Below are 13,097 nucleotides of genomic sequence, written 5' to 3'. Positions count from 1 at the left end.
ATGCCAGCTCTTGCAGCTTTTTTAGGTGGTTTGTTTAGGGTGCTTTTTCAGTATTTGGGACGCCTGTTTTTGGCGTTTCTGCCAAGCCTGAAAAACCTATTTTTTCAGCTTCTTCTCGGGCTTGGTGTAACGCTCGTTTCATATGAAGGTCTTTCGATAGCTACTGAAGGCATCTTGAACTACGTCGCCGATAATTATTTCAGAATGCCCGCCGATTTGATTGGCTTGCTCGGATTGGCTGGCATACCTGAAGCCATGAATATTATTTTCGGCGGTTTCGCCTTTTCGTTTGGTATTTGGTCGTCTTACCGTGCTTTTAAATTTATAAAATAAGGATTAATCATGATTACTTTGATTACAGGTGTTCCGGGTTCGGGCAAAACTTTGTCTGTCGTTTCAGATTTGGCAAAAAAGGTCAAAAAAGAATGGGTGGGTCGTAAAATTTTCACGCATGGCATACCCGATCTGGTAATTCCTACTGAGAAAATTCCTGAAGGGCATACTATAAATGACATGAATGTTTGGCTTCAGTATCCTGAAAATAACGGCTCTGTCGTTATTATTGATGAAGCGCAAAATATTTTCCCGCCGCGTTCTTCGGGTTCTAAAACGCCTGAGCTTGTCGAATGGCTCCATGTTCATAGGCATTCGGGTGTAGATATTATTCTAATCACGCAAATGCCGGGTCGTATTGATAAGCAGGTTCGCGATTTGGTAGGCGCGCACTACCATATTCATAAAACGCCTTTGGGTGTGCGTATGCGTTATTTTTGGGACTATTGTGAAAACAGTCCAAAATCAGGCATGAAAAACGCCCGTCCTGAAGTCTATAAGTTCGATAAAAAAGCGTTCGGTCTTTATAAGTCTGCGGAGATACATACCAAAGTAAAAACGCCTAAGAGTCGTGTTTTATGGGTTATTCCGGTTGCCTTGATTGTATTTGGTTTCACTGCCTATATGGGTTATTCTCTTTTGTCGGGTTTGGGGTCGTCTGAAAAAGCTGATTCTGAAAATTCATCTGTATCGTCTGTTGTTGGCGTTTCGTCTGATGATTTGAAAAAAAGCGTGAAAGATAAATCTGCTATGGCAGGTCAGGAAATTGGCGGGCAGATAGCACCTAGTCAAAATAAAAATCTGACTGAAGAGATGTTAAAGCCTAAGATTGATGGTTTGGTTGAATCAAAGCCGTTGTATGATTCGATTAGACAGGTAAAGCAGCTTGAGTATCCTGTTGCGTGTATATCTGGGGGAAAATCGGGTTGCTCCTGTTATTCATCTCAAGGAACGATAATCAAAGAGATAGATAAAAAGACGTGTAATGACTATGCAAAAAACGGCATGCCGTTCAATCCATACAAGGAAAATAGTAGGGATGTTGTTCAAAATTCAAATGTTCACCCAATAAATGATGATTCCGGTCAGGTTGTCAGTCTTGGCGGCAAAAGTCCTCAAAATTTGATGTATGATGGCTATGCCGAAGCGGGTCAACAGTTTGCAGCGCGTGTCGGTGTGGTTGGTTCGAGTAATTGATTAAAATTGAATGGTGTATTTTTTCATTATTATCATCTTGTTAAATTTTGCCTGGCTAAATTTTCGTTAATATATAAGGTCGTCTGAAATTCAGACGACCTTTGTTTTTATCGAATTATGATTTTTTCGTATTGATCAGGATCTATAAATTGGCTTTCAAGTTCTATTAAATACGGATTTTCCCAATCACAGCAATCTGATTCGTCTTCGGCTTCGGGATTTATGTTTTCCCACCATATTGTGCAAGGTAGCCCGTTTACAGTTCCTTTTGCGACATATGCAATATCCTTCCAAGTTCCTGTTGCTGAGTTATTAAAATATGCTTGTTCATTTAAGATTAAATTAAGTTCCATTTTAAATTTCCTTTATTTTGGATTTTACCCATTTTGAAAAGTCCTGTATTTTTTCGGCTTTTTCCAATAGGTCTTTTTCTGTTTCGGTGTTGAAGGAAACGCGTTTTGCGATTCTCTTTGCTTCGTATTTCGTGTTTGCTTTTTTCTTTGGGTCTGGCATTTTGTCCTTCTTTTTGTGTTTTGATGTTGTTATTATATCGTAGCTACGATATAAGTCAATAAAAAAGATTATTTAATAATCAGTAACTTATAATTTTTAAGGAATTGAAATTTTGGGTGTCAAGGGGGAAGGTTTGTAAAGATTGGGCGCGCCTTTTGCCCAATCTTTATGAATACCCCCTTGATTCCCAAAAGTTCAAGAAACACGCTTGTGGTAGGTGGGCATGAAGGGTTTTTATTTCATGCCCGCCTGCCACGTGGCGAACGTCCCCGAAGGGTCGCCGAAGGCAATCTATGGGGTGTGTAATTTAATAAACTGGACAAAATAGTACATTATGCGAACTAATGTAACAGATAATAAGTTACTCACAAACAAAATCCGCCCCTTATTTTTATAGGCGGATTTTTCCAAATGTGAACTATTTAATTTTATGCATGCGTTTGTCTGTATAGACACACAGTACACCGCTATTGTTGTAGATGACTTGATGATTGGTATCGCAGAAAAATGCTGACAATTCGATAGGAACTTTTTCACTACCCCATGTTTGTGGTGAAAGGAATATAAGTTTGCCCGGCGTACATTTTTGAATTTCATCTTTATTGATTTTGCTCACCACACAAACATCACTTTGATCGATATTTGTATCAGAATTTGTATCCGACTTCATTTTGTCACAACCAACAACCAGTACAGTCAAAGCCGTCAAAATTAGAATCGAAGATTTTCTCATATCTATTTACTCCTCAATTATCTGGATTTATAAAAAAACTCAAACTAAATTCACAACTTGGCAATAAACTTCGCCGGAACGTTTTCAGTCAGCCAAACGCCGTTATCTGCGAGGTAAAACTGATGACCGTCAGCGAGCATGGCGGCGGTGTCGATGGTCAATACGACGGGTTTACCATGTCGGGAACCGACTTTGATTGCAGTTTCAATATCTGCCGAAAGATGGACGAAATGGCGTGAACCTGCATGCAATCCCTGACCAAATATCGACTGCACCGATTTTTCCGCTGTACCGTGATATAGGATATCAGGCGGTGTCGTTGCGCAATACTGGATTTCAACCTGTTTTGTGGAATGCCCTTGCGCGGCACGAATACGCTTACCATCTTCTGATACGGTAAATCGTTTTTTATCATTGTTTTCAACGATTTCCATTAAAGTGTCGTATGTCAATGTAATGCCGGTAAAGTTGTGCTTGGGGTGATTTGCTTGTGCCAGCAGGATATCAATATCCACCCAGCCGTTTTTGTCCAGAGTAATTCCGATTTGCTCGGGTCTGTGACGCAAGATCAGGCTAAGGAATTTGCTGACGGATTTTTGTTGTTTTTCATTTAATCTCATGGGTGTTTTTCTTTCTTTTAAGTATTTTCAGACGACCTTCTCTACAAAGGTCGTCTGAAATTTATTTATCCAGCCCTTCCTGCACCATCTGTGCAGCGCGTACCACTGCTCGGGCTTTGTTTTGCGTTTCCTGCCATTCGGAGGTCGGGTCGGAGTCGGCAACGATGCCTGCGCCGCTTTGGACGTATAGCGTGTTGTTTTTCACTACGGCGGTGCGGATGGCAATCGCCAAATCCATGTCGTTGTTAAAACCCCATACGCCGACGGCGCCGCCGTAGATGCCGCGTTTGCTCGGTTCGACTTCTTCGATGATTTCCATGGCGCGGACTTTGGGTGCGCCGGAGAGTGTGCCGGCGGGGAAAGTGGCGGCAAGGATGTCCATGTTGGTAACGCCCTCTTTCAGACGGCCTTCGACGTTGGAAACGATGTGCATCACATGGGAGTATTTTTCAATCACCATTTTGTCGGTTACTTTGACTTCGCCCGTTTTGCTAATGCGGCCGACGTCGTTGCGCCCTAAATCGATAAGCATGACGTGTTCGGCGATTTCTTTGGCGTCGCTTAATAAATCCTGCTCGTTGGCAAAGTCTTCGGCGGGGGTTTTGCCGCGCAGGCGCGTGCCGGCGATGGGGCGGACGATGACGTCGTCGCGTTCGCGGCGGACGAGGATTTCGGGCGAGGAACCGACGATGTGAAAATCGCCGAAATCGTAGTAAAAGAGATAAGGCGAAGGGTTGAGCGTGCGCAGGGCGCGGTAGAGGGCGAGCGGGCTGTCGGTGAATTCCATGCTCATGCGCTGGCTGGGGACGACCTGCATACAGTCGCCTGCGAAGATGTAGTCTTTGATTTTGTCGACGCAGGCTTTGAACGGCTCTTCGCCGAATTCGCTGACGGCTTCGGTGTGTTTGCTGCCGAGCGAGAGCGGGATGGCGCAGCTTTGGCGCAACTGGGTGCGGATGTCTTCGAGGCGTTCGCGGGCGCGTTCGTAGCCGTCTGGCTGCGCCGGATCGGCGTAAACGATGAGGTGGATTTTACCGCTCAAATTGTCAATAACCGCCAACTCTTGCGACAACATCAGCAAGATGTCGGGCGTGCCGAGCGGGTCGGCTTTGGCGGTGTTTTTCAGGCGGTGGGCGAAGTGTTCGAAATTGTAGATGGTTTCGTAACCGAAGTAGCCTACCAATCCGCCGGTAAAGCGTGGCAAGCTTGGGATTTCGGGCGTTTTGAAGCGGTTGTGGAAGGCTTCGATAAAGGGCAGCGGATTGCCGTCGTGTTGCTCGACGATTTCGCCGTTTTGGTAAACATCGACATGTTTGCCGCTGGCTTTGAGATAGTGGCTGCAAGGTAGGCCGATAAAGGAATAGCGGCCGAAACGTTCGCCGCCGACAACGGATTCGAGCAGGTAGGTATAGGGGCGGTTGGCGAGTTTGAGATAGAGGGAAAGCGGCGTATCCAAGTCGGCAAGGAGTTCTTGAACGAGCGGGATGCGGTTGTAGCCTTGGGCGGCTTGGGCTTGGTATTCTTGTTTGCTGATCATTTCTTTTCCGTTTGTCGGGTACTTTTCAGACGACCTTATCCGAGTAAAAACCGGTTGAATTATCCGAAAAGTATAGCAGTTTATCGATAGCGTTGACAGTATGCGGGTCGTCTGAAAAAGCAAAACGCCGTTTGCTATCAACGGCGTTTTAGGCTGGGGATATCAGGCGTTTGGCGTAGCGGTATGGCGTTTTTTAGCCTGCTTCCATTTGTATGTGTAGCCGAGTACGACCGGAATCAGCGACAGGATGAATTTGAAGGTCCAGCTTGCATACCATGGTCTGTTCAGGATAATCGCCTCCCCTCCGGAAGCGGGAACGACGATGTCTTTGATGGCGAACCAATCCAAATATGGCCACCAACACATCACCAAGCTGCCTAAAAACAGCGGCCAGATATTACGGCTCAAATTAATCTGCCACAGACGGAAGCATACGCCTGCCCATACCAGCGTCAGGCCGGTAATCAGGAAGATGGTGTAAGTATCGGCGCCGAGAAAGGCGGCGATGAAATAAGTCAGCACCACCCAAATGACGGCAAGGACAAGGACGATGATTTCTTCAGGACGTTTGAACATTTCAGCGCTTCTCCAAAGCAATGTCGCATCATACGGTTTAGGGCGGGCTGACGATTGGCGGCGCGGGAATCTTTAGGGATAACATATAAAACGTCGCTTCCGCACCGGTCAGCCTGCCTGAAAGTCTGTTCAGGCGATACTATACCCGAAACGAAATAGTTTGAATATGCTACTTATTGCTAGGACGGGCGTTTCAGACGACCCTCAAATCGTTGAAAAAGGTCGTCTGAAAACCGATATCCTGAGATGCCCTTAAAGCCATTTTCAGACGACCTCTTTAAGACCTTGAAAATACGCATGACGCAAAAACGGCCTTGATGGGATGAATCATCAAGGCCGTTTGAGTTTTATCCCCGACTAGTGGGGTAAGTCTTCCGACTTAGATGATGCGTGGGATATTGAAATCAGAAATAGTCTTAATCCCCGATTAGTGGGGCAAGTCTTCCGACCTCAATACTGTCCCTGATGCCCGTGTGTGGATCCTGTCTTAATCCCCGATTCGTGGGGCAAGTCTTCCGACGCAAAGTCTTTTGTCTTCCTGCAAATTTGGCTGGAGTCTTAATCCCCGATTCGTGGGGCAAGTCTTCCGACGATACATTCCAAGAGTAAAACTATTTAAAACAGAATGGGTTGGTCTTAATCCCCGATTAGTGGGGCAAGTCTTCCGACTGTTCAATGCTGCTAATCTGTGGCTTGAGGTTTTGTCTTAATCCCCGATTAGTGGGGCAAGTCTTCCGACTGCACTCGGTCAAAAAATTTCATTATTTTCAATCTTCTATACAGTTAAGAAAGGTTAGTATTTTTCCTTAACCAACAAAGACATTATTTAATAAAATCTTAACTGAAAAGAGCAGCCGAAAGACAGACTTTTCGCTATCCGTCGGAAAACTTGTAATGCGGATTATAGCCATGTATTTTACATTCGACAACGCTGCTTTTGAATTATTGAGGCTGACACAGATTTGTTGTCCTTTCAGGCTGACAGGAGGAATCCGGAACACTTCAAATTAAAGAAGAGTACCATGTGCAACCTATTTCAGACGACCTTTTGCTGGTCCATCTCTCGTTTCAGCCTTTCCCTTTCGCCGCCAACATATCCAGCATCCCCGCCAGATGGCTTCTGCCCTCTTCCTTGCTCACAATCGGCTCGCCGCCTTTGCGCCCTAAAATCTTGATGTCTTCCTGCGGCATTTCGTCTATGAAGCGGCTGGGTTCGGGGAACTGCCATGTGCCTTGTTTTTTGCGTTTGACGCAGTGGGTCAGCGTAAGCTGGCGTTTGGCGCGGGTGATGCCGACGTACATCAGGCGGCGTTCTTCTTCGACGTTGTCTTCTTCGATACTGTCGTTGTGCGGCAGGATGCCCTCTTCGCAGCCGACAAGGAAGACGTAGGGGTATTCCAAGCCTTTGGAGGCGTGCAGGGTCGAGAGTTTGACGGCATCGACTTCTTCTTCGCTTTTGCCTTCCAAGAGCGTCATTAGGGCAACGGTTTGGGCGAGTTCGATGATGTTTTTGCCGTCTTGCTCGCCTTTGCGCTCTAGCCAGCCGGTCAGGTCGCTGACGTTGCGCCATTTGATTTCGCCGGCTTTGCCTTCTTCGCTGGCAAGCAGGTGGTTTTCGTAGTCGATTTCTTTGAGCAGGCTGTTGATGAGTTCGCCCGCTTCGCTGGTTTCGGCTTTGGCGCGGTAGCTGCCGAACATATCCATAAAGGCTTGCAGGTGTTGGCGGTTGGTATTGTTCAACAGGGCGAGTGCTTCTTCGTTTTGCGCGGCTTCATACAGGCTGCATTCGTGTTCGTGCGCGTAGGTGTTTAGTTTACCCAGCGTTACATCGCCGATGCCGCGTTTGGGCGTGGTGACGGCGCGCAGGAAGGCGGGATCGTCGTTGGGGTTGGCAAGCAGGCGCAAATAGGACAAAACGTCTTTAATTTCGGCTTTGTCAAAAAAACTCTGCCCGCCGGAGAGTTGGTAGGGAACGCGCGCGCTGCGCAAGGCTTCTTCAAAAATCCGCGCCTGATGGTTGCCGCGGTATAACACGGCGAAATCGGCGTATTGGGTTTTGTCGCCGCCGACCAGCTTCTGCTTGACGATTTGGCTGACGACCCAGTCGGCTTCGTGTTGCTCGTTTTGGCAGGCAACGACTTTGACGATTTCGCCTTCGCCGAACTGCGACCAAAGTTTTTTGGTGAACAGCTTGGGGTTGTTTTCAATCACTTTGTTGGCGATTTTGAGAATCCGCGCGGTGGAACGGTAGTTTTGCTCCAATTTGATGACTTTCATCTGCGGATAGTCTTCCTGCATTTTGCGCAGGTTTTCCATGTTTGCGCCGCGCCAGGCGTAGATGGACTGGTCGTCGTCGCCGACGGCGGTAAACATGCCTTCCGCGCCGGTCAAGAGTTTCATCAGGGTGAATTGGCAGGTGTTGGTGTCCTGACATTCGTCAACCAACAGATAACGCAGCCGCCGCTGCCATTTGTTGCGTACTTCGCTGTTTTGCTGCAACAGCACGGCGGGCAGGCGGATTAAGTCGTCGAAGTCCACCGCCTGATAGCTTTGCAAGGTTTCCTGATAGCTCGCATACACGCGCGCGATTTGTTCTTCCCAAGCGTTGGAGGTCGTCTGAAGCATGTCTTCGGGCGTTTTCAAATCGTTTTTCCACAGGGAAATTTGATGCTGCGCTTTGAATAAGGCTTCTTTTCCTGTGCCGCCCAAAAGTTCGCCGATGATTTTCGCGCTGTCGGTGGAATCAAGGATGGAGAAGTTTTTTTTGTAACCGATATGGTTCGCCTCTTCGCGCAAAATCTTCATACCCAAAGAGTGGAACGTGCAAATCGTCAGCCCGCGCGTTTGCGACTTGGGCAGCATTTTGGCGACGCGCTCCTGCATTTCCGTGGCGGCTTTATTGGTAAAGGTAATCGCGGCGACGGTATGCGGCAGATAACCGACGTTGACAATCAAATGCTTGATTTTTTGCGTAATCACGCCGGTTTTGCCGCTGCCGGCGCCGGCAAGCACGAGCAGAGGCCCGCCGAGGTATTTGACGGCGGCTTGCTGTTGGGGGTTGAGTTTCATGGGGAATGCAGACGAACCAAAAAGAGGCGCAGATTATAACAGGTCGTCTGAAAGCCCCAAACGGCAATCCGGCATATATAACAAAATCATCTTTGCAACAAACAAACCATTCTTTCCTTTTTTCAGACGGCCTCAGTAAAGTAACACCTGCTTTCAATCATTCAAAATCCCGATTATGTTACTGCTCAAAACGCCCAGCGTACTGCCCGGCTTCAAAATCAGCCTCGGCCTGACCGTATTGTGCCTGTCGCTTCTGGTGGTTTTGCCGTTTGCGATGATGGCGGCGAAGGCGGCGGAAATCGGCTGGGGCGGCTTTTGGAACACGATTGCCGAGCCGAACGTGTTGGCGGCAGTGTGGCTGAGTTTGCGGATGTCGTTTTATGCGATGCTGACCAATGTCGTGTTCGGCACGCTGGTGGCGTGGGTGTTGGTGCGCTATGAATTTCCGCTCAAGGGGCTGGTGAACGCGCTGGTCGATTTGCCGTTTGCGCTGCCGACGGCGGTTACGGGCATCGCGTTGGCGACCCTGTATGCGCCCAACGGTTGGATAGGCCGTTTTTTTGAGCCTTTGGGCATCAAAATTGCGTTTACGCCCGTCGGCATTTGGATTGCGCTGGTTGTTGTCAGCCTGCCTTTTATCGTCCGCGCCGTGCAGCCGGTATTGGAGGAATTGTCGGGCGAATATGAGGAAGCGGCGGCAACTTTGGGGGCAAACCGCTTCACGACGTTCCGCCGCGTGCTGCTGCCGGAAATCACGCCGGCGCTCTTAACCGGCGCGGGCATGATGTTCGCGCGGGCAACGGGGGAATACGGCTCGGTGATTTTCATCGCGGGCAACATTCCGATGGTTTCCGAAATCCTGCCGCTGATTATTACGGGCAAGCTGGAACAGTTCGACGTACAGGGCGCGTCGGCGGTGGCGTTATTTATGCTGCTGGTTTCGTTTGTGATTCTGTTTGCGCTGAACGTGATGCAGTGGGCGTTGAGCAGGCGTTCGGGAGCGAAGGGTTGAGGGGTCGTCTGAAAACCTGAACTACGCTGTTGCCGTGCGGTGGATTCCCGCGCAGGCGGGAATCCACCGCACGGCAACAGAAAAACCAAAAATAAATAAGGCAGCTGAACTTTACCGATGGATTCCCGCCTGCGCGGGAATGACGGCAGCTAGACGTTTTTTATTCCCTTAATCAATAAAAGGTCGTCTGAAAACGAATCCGACCCACAAAAACAGTTTTTCAGACGACCTCCAAACATCTTAAAACCAACCAGAGAACACCACCGCCATGAAACCCTATTCCGCCAACCCGAACCTGACCGAACCGCGCTGGCTGCGCGTGCTGCTGACCGCCGTTGCGCTCGGGTTCCTGCTGCTGATGCTGGTCGTACCGCTTGTCGCCGTGTTTTACGAAGCGCTGAAAGGCGGTTGGGATTTGTACCTGCAATCCCTTACCGATCCCGAAGCGTGGGCGGCGATTAAGCTCACCCTGATTACCGCCGCGGTGGTCGTTCCCGTCAATGCCGTATTGGGCGTGGCGATGGCGTGGCTGCTGACCCGTTTCGACTTCCGCGGCAAGCAGTTGCTGACCACCCTGCTCGATTTGCCGTTTTCCGTATCACCCGTGGTGGCCGGTTTAATGTTCGTCTTATTGTTCGGCGCGCACACGGCATTGGGCGGCTGGCTGGAAGCGCAAGGCATACAGATTATCTTCGCCATCCCCGGCATTATTCTGGCGACACTGTTCGTTACCTTCCCCTTTGTCGCGCGCGAAATCATCCCACTGATGCAGGCGCAGGGCGACAGCGAAGAACAGGCCGCGCTGATACTCGGCGCCAGCGGCTGGCAGATGTTTTGGCGCGTTACCCTGCCCAACATCAAATGGGCGCTGCTCTACGGCATCATCCTCACCAACGCCCGCGCGATGGGCGAATTCGGTGCGGTCAGCGTAGTATCGGGACACATACGCGGCGAAACCAACACCATCCCGCTTTTGGTCGAAATCTTCTACAACGAATACAACTTCACCGGCGCATTCGCCCTCTCCGGCGTATTGGCACTTTTAGCACTGGCGACGCTGGCGGTGCAGAACATCATCACAAAATTACAAGACAAAAAACTCGCCGCCGCCGAAAGGAACGCAGCATGAGCATCACCATCCAAAACTTAAACAAACACTTCGGAGCGTTCCACGCGCTGAAAAACATCAACCTCAACGTCCCCACCGGCAAACTCGTTTCCCTGCTCGGCCCTTCCGGCTGCGGCAAAACCACGCTCCTGCGCATCATCGCCGGACTGGAAAACGCCGACGGCGGCAATATTCTCTTTGACGGGCAAGACGTAACCGCCAAGCATGTGCGCGAGCGCAAAGTCGGTTTCGTGTTCCAACACTACGCCCTCTTCCGCCACATGAACGTGTTTGACAACGTCGCCTTCGGTTTGACCGTATTGCCCAAGTCCGAACGCCCGTCCAAAGAACAAATCCGCACCAAAGTCGAAGAATTGCTCAAACTCGTGCAGCTCTCCCACCTCGCCAAATCCTATCCGCACCAGCTCTCCGGCGGCCAACGCCAACGCATCGCACTCGCCCGCGCCCTCGCCGTCGAACCCAAACTCCTGCTTCTAGACGAACCCTTCGGCGCGCTGGATGCCAAAGTACGCAAAGAATTGCGTACCTGGCTGCGCGACATCCATCACAACCTAGGCGTAACCAGCATTCTGGTCACGCACGACCAAGAAGAAGCCCTCGAAGTTTCCGACGAAATCGTCGTCATGAACCACGGCAAAATCGAACAAACCGGCAGCGCCGAAGCCATTTACCGCAAACCCGAAAACGCCTTCGTTACCGAATTTCTCGGCGAAACCGACGCATTTGAAGGACGCATCGAAAAAGGCATTTGGCATTACAACGGCTTCGCGTGGAAATTGGACGCGCAATACAAATGGCAGGAACAAACCGCCACCGGCTACATCCGCCCGCACGAATGGCAGCTCGCCGCCGAACACGAAACCCCGATGATCCGCGCCGAAATCGAAAAAATCCACGCCGTCGGCGCACTGACGCACGTTTTGGTGAAACACGGCAAACAGGACGTGCATATCACGCTGGCAGGCAGCGACGCTTCTCGGCTGGATTTGTCCGCAGGGCGGGAATTGGCATTGGTGCCGAAACAGGTTTATGTGTTCTCGCAGAACGAGTTGATTGAATATTCGATTTGATGAAGGAGAAAAGCCAAAGGTCGTCTGAAAACAGGTTTTCAGACGACCTTTGGCTTTATCCGAACGGCTTAGAATTTGTATTCCACCTGACCGCGCAAGACGTTGACGTCTTGTCTGCTTGAGCCGGCAGTCGGGGTAACTTGTTTACCCGCCAAGTAAAAGCCTGACACTTTCCAGTTTTTCCAAGGAACGTAGGTCGCACCGACTTGTACGCCTTGTACGTTTTTGCTGTAGTCTTGTACGGAAGATACGCCCGAAAGCGCGCCGACGCGGCGGTAATTCAGGAAGACGTCGTAGGAATTGCGGACTTTCCAGTCGGCGAGTTTGTAGCGGACTTCGGTGAACACGCCGTCGTTTTTGATTTTTTGTCCTGCGTCGTTATAGGCTTTGATGTTGGACTTGCTGACTGCCGCCATCCAACGCCAATCGTCGTTGAATTTGATATCTGCGCCGATTTCGCCGAAGACGGCGTTTTTCTTCGCGCCACGCACGTCTATGTCTTTCATGTAGCTGACGGTTGCGCCGACGTTGATGTTTTCATTAATCGGCAGGCTGCTTTGAATGGCGGCGAAGTGTTTGCGGCGGCCGCCTATGCCCCATACGTTGTCGTTGAGGCTGCCGGTACGGCGGCCAGCGTAAATTTTGGTGGGCAGGGTTTTGTTGTCAAAGAAGATTTCGCCGCCGGTTACTTCGGTATCCCAGACGCGTCCGTAGGAGGAGAATGCGCCGAATTTACCGACGCGGGCTTTGACACCTTCGGTAATCGAGCCTTCGGCATAGAGTTTGTTCACGGGAACATCGTGGTCGCCGTTGAATTTGCCGGTTTTCAAGTCGATGTTGGGTTCGATTTGGGTCACCAGTTTCCAGTCTTTATAAAGTTTGGCGCGCAACCAGAATTCGGCGTTGAAATTGGTATTGGAAGCGTCGGGCGTGGGATTGGTGCTGCTGTTGTTGGCATTGATGTCTTTGGTGTCGGCACGGACGCGGAATGTTCCGTTTACGGTTAGCAAGTCGTTGAAAATGCTGATTTTATCTTCGTCTTTGCGGATGACGCTGCCCGAATTGACGTAATCGCTCGTCGTTGCCAATGCGGCGGCATCGCGCTCTACGCTAGCGGTTTCTGCAAATGCGGTGGGTAATACCGCCAAGGCAGCGCATACAACGGCAAAGTTTTTTTGGATGTTCATGCCAATCTCCGATTGAAGGGTAAAAGGTATTTTTAACAAAAATTCCTAATCAATATTTGTTAGAAATTTACTAATTTTTGTAATCGAACGGCTGTAATCCTATGAAAGACGGCACAAACCG

General features: G+C 49.7%; 13 protein-coding genes and 1 CRISPR repeat array. Of the genes, 5 read left to right on the top strand and 8 right to left on the bottom strand.

From position 1 onward, the window contains the following. On the top strand, nt 1–333 hold the full coding sequence (locus tag H3L95_RS04055; protein WP_003762059.1) for a DUF2523 family protein: 333 nt from the start codon (nt 1–3) through the stop codon (nt 331–333). Nucleotides 334–342: 9 nt separating this feature from the next. Then, nucleotides 343–1,530 (top strand): zonular occludens toxin domain-containing protein, encoded by a 1,188-nt coding sequence (locus H3L95_RS04050; protein WP_003762058.1) that lies wholly within the window; start codon nt 343–345, stop codon nt 1,528–1,530. A gap of 107 nt (nt 1,531–1,637) precedes the next feature. On the opposite strand, the gene H3L95_RS04045 is transcribed toward H3L95_RS04050, so the two are convergent. The 7 genes from H3L95_RS04045 to rep all read right to left on the bottom strand — a co-directional run bounded on the left by H3L95_RS04045 (nt 1,638) and on the right by rep (nt 8,578). Continuing rightward, on the bottom strand, nt 1,638–1,883 hold the full coding sequence (locus tag H3L95_RS04045) for a hypothetical protein (RefSeq protein ID WP_003762056.1): 246 nt from the start codon (nt 1,881–1,883) through the stop codon (nt 1,638–1,640). A 1-nt stretch (nt 1,884) separates the two neighbouring features. After that, on the bottom strand, nt 1,885–2,043 hold the full coding sequence (locus tag H3L95_RS04040; protein WP_164907894.1) for a hypothetical protein: 159 nt from the start codon (nt 2,041–2,043) through the stop codon (nt 1,885–1,887). 418 nt (nt 2,044–2,461) lie between these two features. Beyond that, complete coding sequence (locus H3L95_RS04035) at nt 2,462–2,776, bottom strand: hypothetical protein (RefSeq protein WP_003759160.1); 315 nt, start codon at nt 2,774–2,776, stop codon at nt 2,462–2,464. Nucleotides 2,777–2,826: 50 nt separating this feature from the next. Beyond that, entirely contained in the window at nt 2,827–3,396 is a 570-nt protein-coding gene (locus H3L95_RS04030) for an RNA 2'-phosphotransferase (protein WP_003759162.1), read from the bottom strand. 61 nt (nt 3,397–3,457) lie between these two features. Next, nucleotides 3,458–4,933 carry an anthranilate synthase component I gene (trpE, locus tag H3L95_RS04025; RefSeq protein ID WP_003759164.1) on the bottom strand — a complete coding sequence of 492 codons (1,476 nt, stop codon included), beginning with the start codon at nt 4,931–4,933 and terminating at the stop codon, nt 3,458–3,460. Between the two features lie 162 nt (nt 4,934–5,095). Next, nucleotides 5,096–5,509 (bottom strand): hypothetical protein, encoded by a 414-nt coding sequence (locus tag H3L95_RS04020; RefSeq protein WP_003759169.1) that lies wholly within the window; start codon nt 5,507–5,509, stop codon nt 5,096–5,098. A 413-nt stretch (nt 5,510–5,922) separates the two neighbouring features. Beyond that, nucleotides 5,923–6,249: a CRISPR direct-repeat array (repeat unit 37 nt; unit sequence GTCTTAATCCCCGATTCGTGGGGCAAGTCTTCCGACG). Nucleotides 6,250–6,577: 328 nt separating this feature from the next. Continuing rightward, nucleotides 6,578–8,578: a DNA helicase Rep gene (gene rep, locus H3L95_RS04015; protein WP_003759174.1), complete on the bottom strand. Its 2,001-nt coding sequence runs from the start codon at nt 8,576–8,578 to the stop codon at nt 6,578–6,580. A 175-nt stretch (nt 8,579–8,753) separates the two neighbouring features. Here rep and cysT point away from each other — a divergent pair, with 175 nt between their 5' ends. The 3 genes from cysT to H3L95_RS04000 all read left to right on the top strand — a co-directional run bounded on the left by cysT (nt 8,754) and on the right by H3L95_RS04000 (nt 11,789). After that, a complete protein-coding gene (gene cysT, locus H3L95_RS04010; RefSeq protein ID WP_003759178.1) occupies nt 8,754–9,590 on the top strand; it encodes a sulfate ABC transporter permease subunit CysT in 837 nt (278 codons plus the stop codon). Nucleotides 9,591–9,858: 268 nt separating this feature from the next. Beyond that, nucleotides 9,859–10,719, top strand: a complete 861-nt coding sequence (gene cysW, locus H3L95_RS04005; RefSeq protein ID WP_003743550.1) for a sulfate ABC transporter permease subunit CysW — start codon at nt 9,859–9,861, stop codon at nt 10,717–10,719. Beyond that, nucleotides 10,716–11,789: a sulfate/molybdate ABC transporter ATP-binding protein gene (locus H3L95_RS04000; RefSeq protein WP_003759183.1), complete on the top strand. Its 1,074-nt coding sequence runs from the start codon at nt 10,716–10,718 to the stop codon at nt 11,787–11,789. The genes cysW and H3L95_RS04000 overlap by 4 nt, the downstream gene beginning before the upstream one ends. A gap of 68 nt (nt 11,790–11,857) precedes the next feature. Here H3L95_RS04000 and H3L95_RS03995 read toward each other — a convergent pair whose 3' ends face one another. Beyond that, nucleotides 11,858–12,976 carry a hypothetical protein gene (locus H3L95_RS03995; RefSeq protein ID WP_003759185.1) on the bottom strand — a complete coding sequence of 373 codons (1,119 nt, stop codon included), beginning with the start codon at nt 12,974–12,976 and terminating at the stop codon, nt 11,858–11,860. Between the last annotated feature and the right edge of the window lie 121 nt (nt 12,977–13,097).

The organism is Neisseria sicca (assembly GCF_014054945.1).
GTDB classification, from domain to species: domain Bacteria; phylum Pseudomonadota; class Gammaproteobacteria; order Burkholderiales; family Neisseriaceae; genus Neisseria; species Neisseria sicca.
Note: the sequence above shows the minus strand (reverse complement) of the source record. Positions and strands in the feature narration are given on the sequence as shown.